At 70.6% G+C, this 19602-nt stretch carries 17 protein-coding genes and 1 pseudogene; 6 read left to right on the top strand and 12 right to left on the bottom strand.

All coding sequences use genetic code 11. The annotated features are described in order from the left end of the window. From scpA to ACFWXQ_RS10790, 6 genes and pseudogenes are all read right to left on the bottom strand, one after another. Complete coding sequence (gene scpA / locus ACFWXQ_RS10765) at nucleotides 1-2187, bottom strand: methylmalonyl-CoA mutase (protein WP_383944267.1); 2187 nt, start codon at nucleotides 2185-2187, stop codon at nucleotides 1-3. Further along, complete coding sequence (locus ACFWXQ_RS10770; RefSeq protein ID WP_383944265.1) at nucleotides 2187-3992, bottom strand: methylmalonyl-CoA mutase family protein; 1806 nt, start codon at nucleotides 3990-3992, stop codon at nucleotides 2187-2189. Before ACFWXQ_RS10770 ends, scpA begins: the two co-directional genes overlap by 1 nt. A gap of 352 nt (nucleotides 3993-4344) precedes the next feature. Further along, on the bottom strand, nucleotides 4345-5610 hold the full coding sequence (locus tag ACFWXQ_RS10775; protein ID WP_386267972.1) for an MFS transporter: 1266 nt from the start codon (nucleotides 5608-5610) through the stop codon (nucleotides 4345-4347). 212 nt (nucleotides 5611-5822) lie between these two features. Beyond that, nucleotides 5823-6104: pseudogene (locus tag ACFWXQ_RS10780) on the bottom strand (aldehyde dehydrogenase family protein); the annotation flags it as partial. A 21-nt stretch (nucleotides 6105-6125) separates the two neighbouring features. Then, entirely contained in the window at nucleotides 6126-6905 is a 780-nt protein-coding gene (locus tag ACFWXQ_RS10785) for a glycosyltransferase family 2 protein (protein ID WP_383956651.1), read from the bottom strand. A gap of 141 nt (nucleotides 6906-7046) precedes the next feature. Next, nucleotides 7047-7235: a Tn3 family transposase gene (locus tag ACFWXQ_RS10790; protein ID WP_383956648.1), complete on the bottom strand. Its 189-nt coding sequence runs from the start codon at nucleotides 7233-7235 to the stop codon at nucleotides 7047-7049. 212 nt (nucleotides 7236-7447) lie between these two features. Between ACFWXQ_RS10790 and ACFWXQ_RS10795 the strand changes: the two genes are divergently transcribed. From ACFWXQ_RS10795 to ACFWXQ_RS10810, 4 genes are all read left to right on the top strand, one after another. After that, nucleotides 7448-8773: a PP2C family protein-serine/threonine phosphatase gene (locus ACFWXQ_RS10795; RefSeq protein ID WP_383956645.1), complete on the top strand. Its 1326-nt coding sequence runs from the start codon at nucleotides 7448-7450 to the stop codon at nucleotides 8771-8773. 16 nt (nucleotides 8774-8789) lie between these two features. Further along, entirely contained in the window at nucleotides 8790-9086 is a 297-nt protein-coding gene (locus tag ACFWXQ_RS10800; RefSeq protein ID WP_383956642.1) for a hypothetical protein, read from the top strand. A 622-nt stretch (nucleotides 9087-9708) separates the two neighbouring features. Continuing rightward, on the top strand, nucleotides 9709-10293 hold the full coding sequence (locus ACFWXQ_RS10805; protein ID WP_383949271.1) for a sigma-70 family RNA polymerase sigma factor: 585 nt from the start codon (nucleotides 9709-9711) through the stop codon (nucleotides 10291-10293). Then, nucleotides 10290-11042 carry an anti-sigma factor domain-containing protein gene (locus ACFWXQ_RS10810; protein ID WP_383949273.1) on the top strand — a complete coding sequence of 251 codons (753 nt, stop codon included), beginning with the start codon at nucleotides 10290-10292 and terminating at the stop codon, nucleotides 11040-11042. The genes ACFWXQ_RS10805 and ACFWXQ_RS10810 overlap by 4 nt, the downstream gene beginning before the upstream one ends. Nucleotides 11043-11074: 32 nt before the next feature. On the opposite strand, the gene ACFWXQ_RS10815 is transcribed toward ACFWXQ_RS10810, so the two are convergent. From ACFWXQ_RS10815 to ACFWXQ_RS10840, 6 genes are all read right to left on the bottom strand, one after another. Continuing rightward, entirely contained in the window at nucleotides 11075-11872 is a 798-nt protein-coding gene (locus tag ACFWXQ_RS10815; RefSeq protein WP_383949276.1) for a DUF1295 domain-containing protein, read from the bottom strand. Between the two features lie 13 nt (nucleotides 11873-11885). Continuing rightward, nucleotides 11886-13196 (bottom strand): class I SAM-dependent methyltransferase, encoded by a 1311-nt coding sequence (locus tag ACFWXQ_RS10820; RefSeq protein ID WP_383949278.1) that lies wholly within the window; start codon nucleotides 13194-13196, stop codon nucleotides 11886-11888. Next, nucleotides 13193-14485, bottom strand: a complete 1293-nt coding sequence (locus tag ACFWXQ_RS10825; RefSeq protein WP_383949281.1) for a class I SAM-dependent methyltransferase — start codon at nucleotides 14483-14485, stop codon at nucleotides 13193-13195. The genes ACFWXQ_RS10820 and ACFWXQ_RS10825 overlap by 4 nt, the downstream gene beginning before the upstream one ends. Beyond that, a complete protein-coding gene (locus ACFWXQ_RS10830; protein ID WP_383949284.1) occupies nucleotides 14482-15228 on the bottom strand; it encodes a DUF1365 domain-containing protein in 747 nt (248 codons plus the stop codon). Before ACFWXQ_RS10830 ends, ACFWXQ_RS10825 begins: the two co-directional genes overlap by 4 nt. Then, the gene (locus ACFWXQ_RS10835; protein ID WP_383949287.1) at nucleotides 15222-16511 is read right to left on the bottom strand and encodes an NAD(P)/FAD-dependent oxidoreductase; all 1290 of its coding nucleotides are present in this window, start codon (nucleotides 16509-16511) and stop codon (nucleotides 15222-15224) included. The genes ACFWXQ_RS10830 and ACFWXQ_RS10835 overlap by 7 nt, the downstream gene beginning before the upstream one ends. Before the next feature lie 369 nt (nucleotides 16512-16880). Further along, entirely contained in the window at nucleotides 16881-17297 is a 417-nt protein-coding gene (locus tag ACFWXQ_RS10840; RefSeq protein WP_383949290.1) for an ATP-binding protein, read from the bottom strand. Between the two features lie 226 nt (nucleotides 17298-17523). Between ACFWXQ_RS10840 and ACFWXQ_RS10845 the strand changes: the two genes are divergently transcribed. Then, the gene (locus ACFWXQ_RS10845) at nucleotides 17524-19143 is read left to right on the top strand and encodes a molybdopterin-dependent oxidoreductase (RefSeq protein ID WP_383949293.1); all 1620 of its coding nucleotides are present in this window, start codon (nucleotides 17524-17526) and stop codon (nucleotides 19141-19143) included. 73 nt (nucleotides 19144-19216) lie between these two features. Beyond that, nucleotides 19217-19602 (top strand): fasciclin domain-containing protein (locus ACFWXQ_RS10850; RefSeq protein ID WP_386267977.1); only part of this gene is annotated, 386 nt, incomplete at its 3' end.

Genomic DNA, 19602 nt, shown 5'->3' on the forward strand with positions numbered 1-19602 from the left:
TCAGAGGTCGTGGCCGAGGTCGGTGGCCAGACGCTCGACCAGGTCGTACGCCGCGTCCGGGATCACGGTCCCGGGCGGGAAGACGGCCGCCGCGCCCATCTCCAGGAGTGTGGGCACGTCCTGCGGCGGAATGACCCCGCCGACCACGATCATGATGTCCTCGCGACCCTCCTCGGCGAGCGACTCCCTGAGCGCCGGTACGAGGGTCAGGTGCCCGGCGGCCAGCGAGGAGACGCCGACGATGTGCACGTCCGCCTCGACGGCCTGGCGGGCCACCTCGCCCGGTGTCTGGAACAGCGGGCCGACATCGACGTCGAAGCCGAGGTCGGCGAAGGCGGTCGCGATCACCTTCTGGCCGCGGTCGTGGCCGTCCTGGCCCATCTTGGCGACCAGGATGCGCGGGCGGCGCCCCTCGGCCTCCTCGAAGGACTCCACCAGCGTGCGCGTGCGCTCGACGGACGGGGACGCGCCGGCTTCGTTGCGGTACACACCGGAGATCGTACGGATCTGGCTCGCGTGCCGCCCGTACACCTTCTCCAGGGCGTCGGAGATCTCCCCGACGGTGGCCTTGGCGCGGGCCGCGTTCACGGCCAGCTCCAGCAGGTTGCCCTCACCGCCAGCCGCCCGGGTCAGGGCGTCCAGCGAGTCCTGGCAGGCCCGCTCGTCGCGCTCCGCGCGCAGCCGCCGCAGCTTCTCGATCTGCTGGGTGCGTACGGAGGAGTTGTCGACCTTGAGGACGTCGATCTGCTCGTCGGTCTCCACGCGGTACTTGTTCACGCCAATGACCGGCTGCCGCCCGGAGTCGATACGGGCCTGCGTACGGGCCGCCGCCTCCTCCACCCGGAGCTTCGGGATGCCGGCGTCGATGGCCTGCGCCATACCGCCCGCCGCCTCGACCTCCTCGATGTGCTGCCAGGCGCGGCGCGCGAGGTCGTACGTCAGCTTTTCGATGTACGCGCTGCCGCCCCACGGGTCGATCACCCGGGTCGTGCCGGACTCCTGCTGGATCAGCAGCTGGGTGTTGCGGGCGATGCGCGCGGAGAAGTCGGTGGGCAGGGCGAGGGCCTCATCGAGGGCGTTGGTGTGCAGCGACTGGGTGTGGCCCTGGGTGGCCGCCATCGCCTCCACGCACGTACGCGTGACGTTGTTGAAGACGTCCTGCGCGGTCAGCGACCAGCCCGAGGTCTGCGAATGGGTGCGCAGGGAAAGGGACTTGGCGTTCTGCGGGTCGAACTGCTTGACCAGCTTGGCCCACAGCAGGCGCGCGGCCCGCATCTTGGCGATCTCCATGAAGAAGTTCATGCCGATCGCCCAGAAGAACGAGAGCCGGGGCGCGAACGCGTCGACGTCCAGGCCCGCTTCGCGCCCGGCCCGGATGTACTCCACCCCGTCCGCGAGCGTGTACGCCAGCTCCAGGTCGGCCGTCGCGCCCGCCTCCTGGATGTGATAGCCGGAGATGGAGATGGAGTTGTAGCGCGGCATCCGCTGCGAGGTGAAGGAGAAGATGTCGGAGATGATCCGCATCGACGGCTTCGGCGGATAGATGTAGGTGTTGCGGACCATGAACTCCTTGAGGATGTCGTTCTGGATGGTCCCGGCCAACTTCTCGGGCGGCACGCCCTGTTCCTCCGCGGCGACGATGTACAGCGCGAGGACGGGCAGTACAGCACCGTTCATCGTCATCGACACGGTCATCTTGTCCAGCGGGATGCCGTCGAACAACTGCCGCATGTCGTAGATGGAGTCGATGGCGACGCCCGCCATGCCGACGTCACCGGTCACCCGCGGGTGGTCGCTGTCGTAACCCCGGTGCGTGGGCAGGTCGAAGGCGACGGACAGGCCCTTCTGACCGGCCGCCAGGTTGCGGCGGTAGAAGGCGTTGGACTCCTCGGCCGTGGAGAAGCCCGCGTACTGGCGGATCGTCCAGGGCTGGTTGACGTACATCGTCGGGTACGGGCCGCGCAGATACGGGGCGATGCCCGGGTACGTACCCAGGAAGTCCAGGCCCTCCAGGTCCTGCCCGGTGTAGAGCGGCTTGACCGCGATGCCCTCCGGGGTCTCCCAGAGGAGGTCGTCGCCGCCGGCCGCCTTCTTGACGGCGCCGCGCCACTCGTCGGGGCCGCCGTCCGCGGTCGGGACCCCCAGTTCGATCCCTGAGAAGTCGGGGATCCGTCCTGTCGGTTCCATCAGGACACTCCCATGCGGTCGAGGGTGGCGGAGAGCACGGCTACGGCGTCACAGCCCGCGAAGACGTAGGCGTCGACACCGGTGTGCTGCCCGGGACGTCCGGCGAGGAACACATGGGCGGCGCCGGCCGACTTGAGGGACGCGGTGACCTCGGCGGCCTGCTCCTCGTACAGCGCGTCACTTGAGCACAGACAGGCCTCGGTGGCCCCGCTGTCCTCGAAGGTGCCCTCGGTGACGGGCTCGATGCCGCCCGCCTGGAACAGGTTGGAGGCGAAGGTGAGACGGGCGGTGTGGGCGGCGGCCGGGCCGAGAGCCGCCAGGAAGATCCGCGGCCGGGTGCCGGTCGCCGCGAGGTGGGCGTCGGAGCGGGCCCGCAGATTCTCGTACGCCTCGTCGCGGCGCACCCGGGGGAGTCCGCCGGACTGCGGCTCGGGTGCGGGCTCGCGTGCCACCAACCGCTCGGCGAGGTGCGGGAACTCGCTGACCCCGGTGACGGGTTCGCGCCGCTTGGCCAGCTTCGCGCTGCGGGCCGCCCAGGTGGCGGCCAGCTCCTCGCCGACCCGCCCCGACCGCAGGGCGACCGCCTGGCCACCCGCCCGCTCGACGGACTGGAAGAACTCCCAGCCCGCGTGGGCGAGTTCGTCGGTGAGGCGCTCCACGTACCAGGAGCCGCCCGCCGGGTCGATCACCCGGGACAGATGCGACTCCTCGACCAGGATCGTCGAGGTGTTGCGGGCGATCCGGCGGGCGAACGCGTCCGGCAGTCCGAGGGCGTGGTCGAAGGGCAGCACGGTGACGGACTCGGCGCCGCCCACACCGGCGGCCAGCGTGGCGACCGTCGCACGCAGCATGTTCACCCACGGGTCCCGGCGGCTCATCATCACCGGCGAGGTCACGGCGTGCTGCAGCTGCCCGCCCGGCGCCCCGCAGACCTCGGCGACCCGGGCCCAGAGCCTGCGCGCCGCACGCAGCTTGGCGATGGTCAGGAACTGGTCGGCGGTGGCCGCGTACCTGAACTCCATCTGGGCGGCGGCCTGTTCGACGCTCAGCCCCGCCCCGGTCAGCTCCCGCAGATAGGCGACACCGGTCGCCAGCGAGCAGCCCAGCTCCTGCGCGGCGGACCCGCCGGCCTCGTGGTACGGCAACGCGTCGACCGTCAGCGCCCGCAGCCCCGGGTACTCCTCGGCGCACAGCCGCGCGAGAGCGGCGACGGGCGCGAAGTCGAACCCGTCGTCCCCCGTACGGGCCTCGTGGCCCAGGGGATCGGCGCCGAGGTTGCCACGGGCGGCGTCACGCGCGACGCCCCGCTCCTCGTACAGCCGCAGCAACTCCCGTGCGGCGGGCTCGACTTCACGCCCCGCCTCCAGGACGACCGGCGCCAGATCGAGGTAGACGCCGTCGAGGACCGGGCCGAGCGACGACACGGGGAAGCCGCCCTCGCCGACGGCCAGCCACAGTGAGGCGACCCCGTTCTCCAGGTCCGCGAGGACCGCGCCGTTGTCGGCGGCCGTGTGCCGCTGCCGTACGTCCCAGCCGCCGAGGGTGTTGCCCTCGGCGCGGCCGCCCCTGATGAAGGGGGCGAAACCGGGCAGGCCGGGATCCGGCGCGGAGTCGTGTGCGCTGTAGAGGGGCCGGGCGCGCAGCCCGTCCTCGAGCGTGGTGGACAGGGCGTCCTCAGCTGCGTCGTCCGAGACTTCCTTGCCCGACTTGCGCAGTACGCCCGCCACGAGGCGTTGCCACTGCTCATGGGTCGCGTCAGGGAACTCGGCGGCCAGCGAGAGCCCGTCGTCAGGCAGGACCGTCATGCTCGGATGCTAGGTCAGATCCACAGGTGAGCAGCAGAGGGACCCGCTGTGACCTTGACCTCCCAGTGGTTCCCTTGATCCTTGGGCCGGGTTCGTACTACGGACCACGACGTCGACGAAAACGGCGGGGGCCACCGTCTCCCGGTCCCGGCCAGGGACCCGGCACCAAAGTCCGACCGCGACGCCGACCCCGACCCCTGACGCCCGTACGCCCAGTCCCACGCCGTCCCCCACGGCCACCGCGACCGCCACCGCGGTGTGGAAGACGTTCTCCACCCCGGTCGGGTCCGCCCCGGGCGGGTCCGCCATCGCCGCGTGCGACGGCGCGACGGTACGGCCAGTCGGATGGGATTCAGCCGGGATTTCGCCCTGGCGCCCTGTCCGTGGTCGGCGGGTTCGGCGCCGCGGGTTCCGCGGGCGCGGATGACTTCGGCTGTACGGGCGGTGACGAGTCCCGCAGGCCGCCGAGCGCCAGGACCGTCATCACCGCCGCGGCCCCCGCCGCCACACCGAAACCGCCGTGCGCGCCGCCCGTGTCGACCACGCGTCCCGCGACGGCCGCGGCGCCCGCCGATCCTGCCGCGCTTGCGGAGTTTCCCCAGGTGAAGGCCTGGGTGAGGACGGCGCGCGGGACCGACGAGTCCGTGAGGACGGAGGTGAGGATCAGCAGGACCGGCACGGCGAGTCCGGTCAGGGCGAGGGTGGCACCGACCGCGAGGGGCGCGTCGAGGAAGGTCAGCGGGAGGCTCGCGAGGGTGAGACCGGCGGCGGCCGCGGCCTGACGGCGCCGGGGTGAGCCGCCGTGGCACCATGCTCCGTAGGCCCAACCGCCCACCAGATTGGTGCAGTTGGCGGCGAGGTAGAGCAGCGCCGCCGAGTCCGGCGTGCCGCGTCCGACGGCGTACGCGGCGACGGACACCTGCATCGCGCCGAAGAACACGCCGAGCGCGAGGCCGAGCGCGACCTGCCGCAGGAACGCGGAGCGGAGCAGGGCGCGTCCGGCGTGCCGGCGCTCGGCGCGGCCGGTGAGGGGCGGCATGGTGCGGCGCTGGGCGGCGAGGGCGAGCCCGCCGCCGACGACGAGCGCGGCGGCGAGCAGCACCCCGGCGGCCGGGCGGCCCGCCGCACCGAGGACGCTCACCAGGGCTGGGCCGGCCAGGTAGGACACGCCGTTGGCGAGGGCCTCCAGGGCGAAGGCGGTGGGCAGCGCGGCAGCCCGTTCGCCGGACAGCAGGGCGGACCAGCGAGCGGCGGACAGGGCACTGAGCTGGGGCAGCGTCGCCCCGACCAGCACTCCGGCGAGGAGGTCCGCGGTGGCGCCGGTGAGCAGCAGCGCCACGGCCCCGGCATGCGCGGCCAGCGCGCAGGGAAGCACCCGCGCCTGCCCGAACCGGTCCGTTAGGCGCCCGATCTGGGGCCCGGCGACGGCGTCCGCGACGGCGAACCCGCCGGTGACGAGACCCGCGGCGGCATACGACCCGGTGCGTGCGTGCACCAGCCAGACGATGCCGATCCCCGTCATGGCGATGCCCAGACGCCCGACGGCGGCCGGAAGGAAGAAGGCCGCGGCACCCGAAGTGCGCAGCAGCGTGCGGTAGTTCGCCGTAGCCGAAGGCACGACGCATCCCTTTCGCCGCCCGGCGGGACGCGCCACACCTCGGTCGTCGGCGTCCGGATGTGCCGACCCGTGGCTGCGCCTGAAGCCGTCCAGTGGTGGCGTGGAGCGGGGACGCGCACCCCACGCCGACTCCGTCACCGGGCAGATGTCATGCGGTGATTGATGACCTCCTCGATCGTAGACCGGCCGGCGGGGCCTTTCACCGGGATTGCTCAGAGCCAGTCGCGGCACGACTTCGACAAGAAGGAACGGTCCGGTTCGCCGCGGTGGACCGGGGTCGTGCTGCTGTCAGCCGCCAGGCCCTCGGGGCCGAGTTCACGGCCGTAGCCGGACTGCTTGACGCCGCCGAACGGCATGCCGATGTCGACGGTGATGCCGTTGTTCACGTTGACGGTGCCGGAGTTGATCCGCTGGGCCACACGCAAGGCGTGCTCGGTGTCGGTGCTGTAGACGGCGCCGGACCGGCCGAACTCGGTGTCGTCGGCGATGCGGACGGCCTCTTCCTTTGCCGGCGGTCAACCTCCGGCGAGGTCCGCCTCGATGGCCGGCACCAGGACGGTATCGAAGACGCGCGGGAAGTCGGGATGGTTCTTCCACCGCAATGCCAGGTGGTCGGGGCGGTGCCCACGACGCATCAGCAACACGGACTCGCCCAGGTCGCCCGCCCAATAGCGGTGGTGGAACTTCAGGAGCCACCCGTAGTGCTCCATCCCCAGCAGCGCCCGTGCCTCCGGATGAAACCCGACCGCGCCGAGCACCTCCCGCCGGTACAGCAACGTCGTGTGCGGAAACGTCCTGCGACGCCGCCGCAGATAGACGAGCTGATCCCGCGCGCTGCGCAGCGCCGTGAAACCGTCCGACTCGAACGGCTCGTCCCGATGCGCCACCACCCGAGCCGAACCCTGATGGATCAGCCGGTCCCGCCGCGCGTACACCGCATCGCCGCCGTTCTCACGCAACCACCGCACCCTGCTTTCGATACCGCCGGGCAGCATCACGTCGTCGTGGTCGAACACGGTCAGTAGGTCGCCGTTCGCGGCACGCAGGCCGCGGTTGCGCGCGTGGCCCGTTCCTTCGTTGACAACATTGGCCAGATACACAAAGGACACGTCGGCGGGTGCCAGCCAGCGCCGCGCCCACACAAGGTAATCCCCGGTCCCGTCGCTACTGCCGTCGTCGGCGACCACGACCTCCAACGGCCGGTAGGACTGGCCGAACAGGCTGCGCAAAGTCTCGTCAAGGTACGGCATCGAGTTGTAAGCAGCGATCACCACACTGACCAGTGCCGTCGTCACACTTTCAGAGTAGGCCACCCGCACGAGTCCGCATGATTAGGAACGCATGCACCCTTCATGTCAGATACTGCTCTGGCTCTCGGTAGGGCATGCCCCGTAAATGATCTACGGACGGCTCGCCGGTCTGCCGTTTGCCGGCTGTCACCCGGCGAGAGCGAGGTTGTGCCAAGTCCACGGGTGGAGGTCGGCCCACTCCGGTTCGTCGAGGACGTCCTGGAGCATGAGGGTGTTCACGTAGAGCAGGGTCGATTGCAGGATCCGCAGGCACAGGGCGAACATCTCCTGCTCGTCGCGCCGCTGGGTTGTCGAGCGGTCGTTGGTCTGGATCATGCTTGCCCGTTGGCAGGGCACTCCTTTTCGACAGCAGTCCGGCTTGTCCATCCCCTGCCAAGAGGCTCACCGCCACTTGACGTCGCGGGAGCTGTCCCCGGTTTGACCTTGCTATGCCTACCGCGCGTTCGTGTGGACCTTTAGGGTGAGCGGCGTCAAGTTGCTTGACACCTTGTGGGTGCCAACACGTCGGCAGGGGAATCGAGGTAGTCATGGCTGGAGGGCCTCGGCCTGTTCCCGCGAAGGCGAAGACGGTGGCGTCGCCGGAGCTGCCGGCGGCTGTGTTCGATCCCGACCGTCTGCGGGCGGTGGTCGAGAGCCAGCTGATGGACACCGAGCCCGAGGGAGCCTTCGACGACCTGGCCCGACTGGCAATGGCCATCACCGGGACGGACATGGCGTTCTTCACCGTCGCCGACGGACGGCGTTCGTTCTGGAAGAGCGCGGTGGGCATCGATCCCGCGGCCGGGCGCGAGAACGACATCCGCGACAGCCCCTGCCATCTGCTGATCGCCACCGGCCGGCCGCTGATCGCCGAGGACGCGGTCACCGACGCCCGGATCAAGGATCTGGCCGCGATCGGCGCTCTGGGCATCGGCGCCTGGGCCGGGTACCCGGTGGTCTCCCCGGACGGACACGTCCTCGGCGGCTTCTGCGTGATCGACGACCAGGCACGGCAGTTCACCGACGCCCAGCGCGAGTCCCTCAAGACCCTGGCCCGCTCGGTCTCCTCCGAGATCGCCCTGCGCCAGGCCCTGCGCGCGGCACTCGCCTCCGGAGCCGCATCGGCCGAGCTCGCGCGCACCCTGCAGGAGTCCCTCCTCCCGCCGAGCCTGCCCCAGGTCCCGGGGCTGGACGTCGCCGCCCTGCACCTGCCCGCCGACGCCACCCACGCCGAGGTCCTGGGCGACTTCTACGACCTGTTCCGCACCCCCGGCAAGACCTGGTGCGCGGTCCTGGGGGATGTGTGCGGCAAGGGCATCGAAGCCGCGAAGGTCACCGCCCTGGCCCGCTACACCGTGCGTACCGAGGCCACCCAGCACCCACGCCCCGCCACCGTGCTGCGGCGCCTGCACCACGCCCTGTTCGACCAGAAGATCAGCGACCGGTTCCTGACCGCGGCCCTGACCACCTTCAAAGTACGCGACGACGGCAGCGTCTCCGGCCGGTACACCAGCGCCGGACACCCCCCGGCGCTGATCCGCCGGGCCGACGGCACCGTGGAGGAACTCCATATCCCCGGCACCATGCTCACCACCTTCCTGAACCCCGACCAGGTCCGCCTGGGCGAGACCACGTTCACCCTGCGCGCCGGCGACGCCCTCCTGCTCTACAGCGACGGCATCACCGAAGCCCGCACCCGCCAGCGCGGCCCGTTCTTCGGCGAAGATGCCCTGGCTGCCGCCCTTGCCGCCACCGTCACCATGGACGCCCACACCACCCTGTCCTACCTGCGCAAAGCCGTCACCGACCACACCGGCGGCTACGCCGTCGACGACACCGCCCTGCTCCTGCTCCGCGTCCCCACCCACACCTGACCCACAGGAGCACGCCATGCCCAGCCGCGCCGCCCCGCCCATCAACCGACAGGCCGACCAGGTCCGCCGCCAACTGCGCCAACTGGTCGAGGCCCTGGCCTCCTGCACCCCCGAGCAGCGTCTCGCCACCGTCGCCCAAGTCCGCGGCTCCTGCGAGGAACTGCTGTCCCCCGCCCTGCTCGACGCCATGGCCGCCGCCCGCGACCAGGGCTGGGGACTGCGCCGGATCGGCGCCGCCTCCCACTACTCCCACGAACAGGTCCGCTCCCTACTGGCCAAGAACCCGGACGGCCAGTCAACACCGATGCGCTGAGGGCCGTTCAACACAGCGCGATCAACCCGATCAACCCGATCAACGCGACAGCCGACTGCGGCCGGACTCGCCGCTGCCATCTGCTGCTACGAACGACTCGTCCGCCTCACCACGTAGGACACCGTCTACGGAACTCGGCCAAGCGGGCATCGACCGTAGCGGGCTGACCGTTCGGTGTCGGCGGAGTGGAGAGCAGCAGGGTGCGTTCGGGAGCGAGACGAGAAGGTCGTCGGGTCCGGCTCCGGTCGTACGGGTCCGGTGAACGAACGGGACTGACGGGTGCGGGTCGGCGACGCGGTCGCGGTCTTCGTGGATCACGATGACGCGCTTGTCCTGACAGGTGGGCCGGCGGTTCGTCATCCGGACACCAGGGCGCCAGTGCCGGCACTGCCCGGACCTGTGGAGTGTCCGCGGCGCGCAGGACTGCGCGTCTCTCAGGAAGACCCCGTCGTCCGGCAGTGCCGCGGCCACGGCCCGTATGAAGGGCCTCATCCGTAGGGCTGACAGCTGCCTCCTGCCCGTGCCGTTCGGTTTCACCTGCGATTTCATGGGCGTGGGACCAATCCGTGGCCGTCCGGGGATCGGATTACGTCCGGAGATGTCCCGACCATGAAGGACCACCGTGAAAGAAGCCGTGCACATCGGTAGAAATCCATCCGTCGAGCCGGATCTGCAGGAACTGGTGGGCCGGGTCGCCCTGGGCGAGGAAGCAGCGTTCGCCTCCGTGTACGACCGCGTGGTGAGTTCGGTCCTGGGTGTCGTACGCGCCGTCCTGCGCGACCAGGCGCAGTCGGAGGAGGTGGCCCAGGAGGTCCTGGTGGAGGTGTGGCGCACTGCTCCCCGCTACCGCCCGGACCGCGGCACGGCGATCAACTGGATCCTCACCCTGGCGCACCGCCGGGCGGTGGACCGGGTGCGTTCGGCGGAGGCCGCATCCGCCCGGGATCACAAGGCCGCGCTCCTGGATCACACGCCCGAGTACGACGAGGTGGCCGAGCAGGTGGAGGCGCGGCTGGAGCGGGAGCAGGTGCGGCGCTGTCTGCGCACCCTGACCGACATCCAGCGCCAGGCTGTCACGCTCGCCTACTACCGCGGACTCACATACCGCCAGGTGGCAGAAGTACTGACGCTTCCGCTGGGCACCGTGAAAACCCGACTGCGCGACGGTCTCATCCGGCTGCGCGACTGCCTGGGGGTGACCGCATGACATCCGCCGACCTGCACACCCTCACCGGTGCATACGCCCTGCACGCCCTGTCCGACGAGGAACGCGAGGCGTTCAAGCGGCACCTCGCGGCCTGTGAAGCATGTGCTCAGGAGACCGCCGAGCTGAGTGCCACCGCCGCCCGCCTGGGTCTCGCCGTCTCCCTCACACCTCGCCCGGTACTGCGCGAGCAGGTGCTGCGCAGGATCACCACCGTCCGCCAGGAAGCACCCCGAGAGCCGGCCCTGTCCCGATCGGGCCGCAAGTCCCTGCCGGGGCGGCTGCTGTCACGCTGGGCTCTGGCCGCATGCCTCGCGGCGGCGGCCGCACTCGGCGGCACCACGGTGTGGCAGCACCAGCGTGCCGAGGACGCCTTGCAAGAGGCCCGGCGGTCCGTGCAGGAAACGGACCGGATCGCCGCCGTGCTCGCAGCACCGGACGCCAGGACCCGCGCCACCACACTGCCCGGCGGAGCCACCGGCACCGTCACCGTCTCCGGCCGCCAGGACAAGGCCGTGTTCGTTGTCTCCGGGATGGCGGACCCGCCCCGGGGCAAGGTCTACCAGCTGTGGTTCGACGACGACGGCACCATGCGCTCCGCCGGACTGATGGACCCCGGTCGCAGCGACCAGTCGGTCCTGATGCACGGTGCTCTCGACGGCGCCTCAGGCATGGGCGTCACCATCGAACCCACCGGCGGATCCGAACAACCCACCTCCACCCCACTCGCGCTGATGAACCTCCCCGCCTGAACAGGCGGAGCCCCGCTCGGGGCTCCGCCTCCTCATCTGGGCGGCAGGGGGAAGAAGCCGCTGGTGCGTTCCGCGTACTCGTCGAAGCCCGGACGCTCGGCCATGTGCTGCTCCAGCAGCCGCTTTCCGCTGCCCTTGGTCAACAGCAGGCTCATCACCACCGGGGACACCACACCGACCGCAGCGGCGGCGAGGGAGTCGCAGGTGATCAGGAACAGGCCCCACCAGACGCAGAAGTCGCCGAAGTAGTTGGGGTGGCGGGTGTAGCGCCACAGTCCGCGGTCCATGATCCGGCCCTTGTTCGCCGGATCCGTCTTGAACCGGGCCAGCTGAGCGTCCCCGATCGTCTCGAAGAACATGCCGACCGCCCACAGAAAGGCGCCCGCCGCGGCCACCACGGTCATGGGCCCGGAAATGTACTGCGCCGCCTGCACCGGCAGCGACACCAGCCACACCAACAGTCCCTGAAGCAGGTACACCATCCGCAGCGCGTACATGTTCCGGCTCCCGGGCGCCTTGGACAACAGCGCCTCGTAGCGCGGGTCCTCGCCGTGCCCGCGCCCGCGCCGGGCGATGTGCGCGGCCAGCCGCACCCCCCACAACGCCGTCAGTACGGTCACCAGGAGGCGTCGGCCTGGATCACCTGTGTCCGCCGACGCCAGGAAGGTCACCACGGCGACCGCGGTGAACGCGAGCCCCCAGGCGACGTCGACGACCCGGTGCATGCCCTTGCGCACGGCGATGGCGAAGGTGATCAGCATGACGCCCAGCGCGGCCGCCGCGGACCACGCGAGGTTGACGGCGAAGGCCGCCCAGGCGAACCCGTTCACAGCCGGTCCCCGTTCACAGTCGGTCCAGCCCGGCGTACCAGTCCTGGGGTGTCGCGGGCATTCCGCCGCGCCCCTGGGCCGTCGGCCGCACGCTCAGAATCTGGTCCACACCCATGCGCTGCTCCTCGAACGCCAGCGCCCCGCCGACCAGGTACAGCCGCCACACCCGTGCGCGCTCCTCGCCGACGAGCCGTACGACGTCGTCCCAGCGCTCTTCCAGCGTTTGGTGCCAGGCAGCGACCGTACGCACGTAGTGCTCGCGCAGCGATTCCACGGACCGTACCTCCAGCCCGGCCTGCTCCAGGATGGCGAGTGTCCCGCCCACCGGCCGCATGTGCATGTCGGGCGCGATGTACGCCTCGATGAAGGCGCCCCCGCCCGGCGCCTTGGCCCCCCGGGACATCTGCTGCACCAATACGCGGCCCAGCGGCCGGGCCAACCGGTGCAGGGCCGCTGCGAACGCGGGGTACTCGGCGTCGCCGACGTGTTCGCCCATCTCCACGGTGGCGACGGCGTCGTAGCCACCGCCCGCGATGTCCCGGTAGTCCTGGCACACCACCTCCACCCGGCTCTCCAGACCCCGTTCGCGCACCTGCTCACGGACGTACGCAGCCTGTTCCTGGGCCAGGGTGACCGCGGTGACCTGCGCCTTGTGCTGCTCGGCGGCGTACAGGGTGAGGGAGCCCCATCCACAGCCGATGTCGAGCAGCCGGGCGCCGGGCACCAGGCCGAGCTTGCGGCAGATCAGCTCCAGCTTGGCGCGCTGGGCGTCGGCCGGAGTGAAGTCCGGGGCCTCGCTCGCCCAGTAGCCGCACGAGTAGGCCATCGTCTCGTCGAGGAGCAGACGGTAGAAGGCGTTGGACAGGTCGTAGTGGTGGCTGATGGCCGCCCGGTCGCGGGCCTTGCTGTGGAGACCGCCGCGCAGGCGTGCCTGGGAGGCAGGCGGGGCCGGGCGTGGACCCGCGGCGCCGAGCCGCACTGCAATCCCGATCGCGTGGGCGCGGTCGGTGAGAGTGAGGCGGGAGGCGTGCGGCTTCCGCTCCCGGGCTGCCGCCCACAGGGTGCGCATTCCCTCGCCGAGGTCGCCCTCGATGTCGAGTTCGCCGGTGATGTACGCCTGCGCCAGGCCCAGTTCGCCCGGTTCCCACAGCAGCCGCCGCAGGGCGCGCCGGGACCGTACGACGACGACCGGGCCTCCGGGTGGGCCGGCCTCGCTGCCGTCCCAGGTGCGCAAGCGCACGGGAAGACGGCCGCCGAACGCGGCCTCGGCGAGCGCGGCCAGCCGTTGGGCGGTCCCGGCTCCGGCAGTTTGGACGGGGGTCATCGGGCGGGAGCCTCCTTGGTGAGCAGGTACTGCTGTACATCCAGGTATCCGGAGCGAAATCCGGCCTCGGAGTAGGCGAGGTAGAAGGTCCACATGCGGCGGAACGTCTCGTCGAAGCCGAGCGCGGTGATCTCGTCCGTGCGCTCGGTGAAGCGTTCGCGCCACAGGCGCAGCGTCTCCGCGTAGTGGGCGCCGTAGGCGTCCCGGCGGGTGATCGCGAGCCGAGTGTGGTCTCGGACGGTTTCGGCGACGGCCTCGACGGAGGGCAGCAGGCCGCCGGGAAAGATGTACTTCTGGATCCAGGTGAAGGTGTTCCGGCTGGCCAGCATCCGCTCGTGGGGCATGGTGATGGCCTGGAGGACGGCGCGGCCCCCGGGGACCAGCCGTTCGTCGAGGGTGCGGAAGTAGACGGGCCAGAACTCCGCGCCGACGGCCTCGATCATCTCGACGCTCACGACGGCGTCGTAGGTGCCGCGTGCCTCGCGGTAGTCGCACAGTTCCACCGAGACCCGGTCGGTGAGTCCGGCCGCCGCGACGCGCTCGCGGGCGAGGTCGCGCTGCTCCCGGGAGAGGGTGAGGGAGGTGACGTGCGCGCCGCGCGCGGCGGCGCGGATCGCGAGTTCGCCCCATCCGGTGCCGATCTCCAGGACCTTGGTGCCCTCCTGCACGTCGGCGAGGTCGAGAAGCCGGTCGATCTTGCGGTGTTGGGCGGCGGCGAGCAGGTCCCGGTCGGAGGGAAAGCCGCGGAAGAGCGCCGACGAGTAGGTGAGGGTGTCGTCGAGGAAGAGGGCGAACAGGTCGTTGGACAGGTCGTAGTGGCGGCTGATGTTGGTCCGGGAGCCGTCGGGGGTGTTGCGCTGGGCACGCGGCCGGCGCGGCGCCCACAGCCCGCGCAGCCGCTGGAGGGGCGCGGGAATCAGCTCGGCCGCGTTGGCCGCGAGCACGGTGAGGACGGCGACCGGGTCGGGGGCGTCCCACTCGCCGGCCATGTACGACTCACCGAAGCCGACCAGTCCCTGGCTGCCGATGCGGCCGTGGAACGCCTTCGGATCGTGGACGTCCAGTGCCGGGCCGCCCTTGCCGAGTGAGGTGCCGTCGGCGAACCGGACGTGCAGTGGCAGTCGCCGCAGAGCACGGTGTACGACGGCCGCGGTGACCGAGGTCCGCGCCCGGGAGGTGGACGGTTGCAAGGCGACGTCGGGCCAGCGGGCCGGGTCGACGGCCGCGGTCCCCGGGGACACGGTCACGGTCTGCCCCGCGTCGGCGGATCGGGGCTCGGCTGTCCTCATGTGGTCTTCTCCGGGTTCTGACGATGGTCGGGACGGGGCTGGACGGGCAGCCCGCGCAGATACAGACGGATGCCGTGCAGGCGGATGGCCACGGACACCGCGAGCGTGGACCACGGCCGTCGCAGGGCCAGCCGCAGCAGCGTTCTCGCACGGGCCTCGTGCCGGGTGCCGCGAACGGTCGCGGTGAAGGCCCTGCCGCCTTCCCGCTCCAGGTGCACGGTGAGGTCGAGCCGCTCCCCGGGAGCCGGCAGGCGCATGCGGTAGTGGCCGTCGACGGGGAAGAACGGCGAGACGTAGAACTCCTTGCCGACCTCCGCCGTCCCCGAAGCGTCCGGGCTCAGCAGGTAGGAGTGGCGTTCGCCGTAGGTGTTGTGCACCTCGGCGACGACACAGCGCACGGTGCCGTCGGGGCCGTGGCACCAGTACAGGGTGAGCGGATTGAACACATACCCGAACACCCGTGCGTGGGCGAGCATCGTGACTGGGCCGCCGCCCAGATCCACCCCGTGCCCGGCCAGGAAGGCATCCAGTCCCGCGCGGATCGACGGCTGATCGCCGGTGAAGTGGTCGCGCGGTTCGAAACGCGCCAACGCCCGTAGCAGGTGGGGTGGTTCGGGGGGCCGGTCGGGGTCGATGAGCCACATGTACGTGCGGTGGCGCAGCACGTACCGCATCGGCGCGGTGCGCACGTGGGCGATCGCGCAGTCGTACAGGGCGGGCGCGGGTGCTGGAGTCGTCACCATTCCACCCCCAGTGCGGCGGCGGCCGCCACCCCGGACCGGCAGCCGTCCTCGTGGAAACCCCAGCCGTGATAGGCGCCCGCGAACGCGGTGATGGGGGTGTTCAGTTCGGGCAGCCGCTGCTGGGCAGCCACCGACTCCGGGGTGTAGACCGGGTGTTCGTAGACCATGCGGGCGCGGACCCGGTCGGGGGCGATCCGGTCCTGGCCGCCCAGCGTGACCACGAACGTCTCGGCAGCGTCCAGCTGTTGGAGACGGCTCATGTCGTAGCTGACCCGCACCCGGTCGGCGCCCGCAGTGCATGACGGCATCAGGTAGTTCCACGAGGCCCTGGCTCCTGGGGCGCGCGGCAGCAGACTGGTGTCGGTGTGCAGGAGCGTGGTGTTGCGGGAGTAGCGGAAGGCGCCGAGGACCTCCTTCTCCTCCGGCGTGGCGTCGGCCAGCAGCTTCAGGGCCTGGTTCGGGTGGGTGGCTACGACCACGGAGTCGTACGACTCCGTCGTGCCGTCGTCCGCGGTCAGGATGACGCCGTCCGGGTGCCGCCGCAGGGCACGGACCGGGGCCGCGAGGCGCACCGCGTCCAGGCGGGCGGCCACCCGATCGACGTATGCGCGGGAACCCCCGGTGACGGTGCGCCACGTCGGCGATCCGCCCACCGAGAGCATTCCGTGGTGCTCCAGGAATCGGAACAGGTAGGCGGCCGGGTAGTGCTGGGCGGTGTCCGCGTCGCAGGACCACACCGCCGACACGACCGGCGTCATGAAGTGAGTGCGGAAGTAGGGGGAGAAGCCCTCTTGGTCCAGGAACTCCCCGAGGGTGAGGGCGTGTTCGGCGCCCTGGGCGAGGAGACGTCGTGCGGCTCGGTGGAAGGCGGGCACCTCGGTGAGCATGCGCAGGTAGGCCCCGCGCAGGACGTTGCGGCGCCGGGCGAAGAGCCCGGCGGCACCACGCGCACCGGCGTACTCCAGGCCGCACCCTTCGCACCGCACCGACATGCTCATCTCCGACTCCTGTGTGGTGACGCCGAGTTCGTCGAAGAGACGCAAAAGATTCGGGTAGGTGCGGTGGTTGTGCACGATGAAGCCGGAGTCGACGCGGTATGTCGTGCCGTGCGACACCAGGTCGTGGGTATGGGCGTGCCCGCCGAGCCGGTCGTCGGCCTCGTACAGCGTGACGTGGTGCGCGCGGCCGACCACGTATGCGGCGGTCAGGCCCGCCACCCCGCTGCCGATCACGGCCGTGCGCCGTTCCCGGCCTTGCGCGGCACCTCCTGGCGCGTGTGTCATCGCTTCTCCTCCCGGTCGGCCGCGAACGTGGATCTCGCGCGTAATCCGGAGCTGTGAGGAGAGCGGATTGCCTCAAGGGCGATCTTCCTACGATCCGGTGAGCGCAGGGCCGTCCGCCAGGGGCGATGACCCGCCCGCACTGTTTCCGGCATGCGGGTGCCTCGGCCGGGAGGGGAAGCCTTTCCGGTGCTGCGGTCTACGGGCCCCGCCACTGGGCGGCTCCTCTTGTCTTTTCTGAAGGTTGGACGCATCTGGGCCGTCTCGTGTTACGAGGCACTTCGAGAAGCGAGCCCCGTACGGATGCAGGGCACGGTGCTTCCGGGACGAGAAGCTCTTTTTCAGCTCGGCGCACAGAAAATCGGCGGGATGTCATGAGCAAGTGCTGCAGGGCAGTTCGGCCCAGACCGTGTGGCCGAAGCCACCAGGCAGGTCGCTCCAGGCGCAAGCAACCGCGTCGACCAGCCAGAGCCCACGGCCTCGCGTGCTCAGCCAGCCGGAGGGGTGTCTCCACTTCGACCGGACGAACTCGACATTGAAGGCGGTGCCGGCGTCCGTGACCCCGATCCGTACCGTCTGACCACGCTCTGAACCCTGAAGAGTGAGGGACACAGAGATCGGCGGCAGGCCATGGCGCAAGGCGTTGCCCAACAGCTCGCTGACGACGAGCGCGGCATCATCGGCCAACTCGCCGAGTCCCCATCGCTCCAGCTGGCCGCGGACATCCCTGCGCACGGAGCTCAGGCGGCGCGCCGCTGCCTCGGCGGGTTTCCCACATGGGCGTTTCATGTCATATCAACCCCTTTTGTTCTCAGGGGTGATTCGTGGCCGACTGGCCTGTGGATGGCTTGAGAAACAAGGGATGTGATGACGGTTGACGGCACCTGCCGAATTCAGAGAGAAACCCCCATTCTTTGAATCCGTTGCAGTGGCGCGCGCGGATTGGTCTGAGAAAAAACTTCCTCCCATCGGGTGATCGACCAATCCGCCGGGCTCTCGGGGCCGGATTCCCCACGTGACAGACGACGAGAAGAAGCCGCGAATTCCCCGCAACTGGCTGCGGCTGATTCTGGGTTCATTCAGTGGCGCTCTCGCGGGATTCGCGGCTCTCGCTGTCGCCGAGCTCGTGTCGGCGTGGGTGCGCCCGCAGGCGGGTCCCGTCATCGCGGTCGGGGGTGCGGCGATCGACCGTACGCCCGCCGGTGTGAAGGACTGGGCGATCCGGAATTTCGGCACCAACGACAAACTGGTTCTTCAGCTTGGGATTCTTTCCGTTCTGGCCCTGTTCGCGCTGGCGTTGGGAATTGTCGCACTGCGATACCGGCGCACCGGGGCGGCGGGGGTCCTGGTGTTCGGGATTGTCGGGGCTGCCGCGGCCATCAGTCGGCCCGACTCGACCGGTCTCGCCGACGCGCTGCCCTCGGCCGCAGGCGCGGTCGTCGCAGCCGTGGTCCTGTTCCTGCTCGTCGGCCACCTCACACTCCCCTCCTCCAAGCCGAGTCCGAGCAGCGGTGAGGAGGGGCACTCGGCGGTTCGGGCTGCGGGATGGGATCGTCGTGGTTTCGTCATCGCGGCGACCGCTGCCGCCGCCGCATCGGCCGGGGCGGGTGCCCTGGGCCGGGCGCTGGCCGGTTCACGCGGTCAGGACGCGATCGCCTCGCGCGGGAATGTCGCCCTGCCGACCCCCGCCTCGCCGGCGTCCGCCGTGCCCAAGGGGGCCCAGCTGCGGATCCCCGGGATCAGTGCCTTCACGACGCCGAACAGCGACTTCTACCGGGTGGACACCGCGCTCGTGGTGCCCACGGTGAACGCCACGACCTGGCAACTGCGCATCCACGGCAAGGGCGTCACCCGGCCGGTCACTCTCTCCTTCGAGGACCTGCTGCAACGGGAGCTGATCGAGCGCGACATCACCCTGACCTGCGTGTCCAACGAGGTCGGCGGTCCCTACGTGGGCAACGCCCGCTGGATCGGCGTACGCCTTGCGGACCTGCTCGCCGAGTGCGGGGTGAAGCCTCCCTCCCGGGGCGGTCCGGCCGACCAGCTGGTGGCCCGCTCGGTGGACGGCATGACCATCGGCAGCCCGGTCGACGACGTCATGGACGGCCGCGACGCCCTCCTCGCCGTCGGAATGAACGGACAGCCCCTGCCCTTCGCACACGGCTTCCCGGTCCGCATGCTCGTGCCCGGCCTCTACGGCTACGTCTCCGCCTGCAAATGGATCAAGGACATCGAACTCACCACGTTCGACGCCTACGACTCCTACTGGGTCAAACGCGACTGGGCCCGCCAGGCGCCGATCAAGACCCAGTCCCGCATCGACACGCCCAGACCGTTCGCCCGCCCCCGGGCCGGCACGGTCATGGTCGGCGGAGTCGCCTGGGCACAGCACCGCGGCATCGACAAGGTCGAGATCCGCATCGACGACGGCCCCTGGCAGGAGACCCGCCTCGCCGCCGAGGACTCGCGTGACACCTGGCGCCAGTGGTCCTTTCCCTGGCAGGCGGGCAAGGGCGGCCACACCCTCACGGTGCGCGCCACCGACCGCACCGGATCCGTCCAGACCCAGAAGCGCGCCCGCACCATCCCCGACGGGGCCAGCGGCTGGCACTCGGTCGTCGTCACCGTCGACTGACCCACCCCGAGCCACTTCCCCTACCCCCCGTATGAACGCGGCTTCGGCCGTATCAACCAACAGGAGAAACACCATGAACACCCGTATCCGTCGTGTCGCCGTCACCGTTGCCGCAGCCGCCGTCCTGCCGCTGGCCCTGAGCGCCTGTTCCGACGACAGCAGCGACTCCGCGAAGTCCGACTCCTCCAGCAAGGAATCCGCTCCGGTATCACCCTCCGACGAGGGCATGGACGGCGCCGCAGGCGCTTCCGCCACGGACGAGCCGTTCGGGCCGGCCTGTGCGACAGTGCCGGCGGACGGTGCCGGTTCCTTCGACGGCATGGCCAAGGACCCGGTGGCCACCGCCGCTTCCAACAACCCGGCCCTGTCCACGCTGGTGACCGCGGTGAAGAAGGCCGGCCTGGTCGACACCCTGAACAACGCCGAGAACATCACGGTGTTCGCGCCGACCAACGACGC

Origin of the sequence: Streptomyces sp. NPDC058697 (genome assembly GCF_042715345.1) — a bacterium.
GTDB classification, from domain to species: Bacteria; Actinomycetota; Actinomycetes; order Streptomycetales; family Streptomycetaceae; genus Streptomyces; species Streptomyces liliifuscus.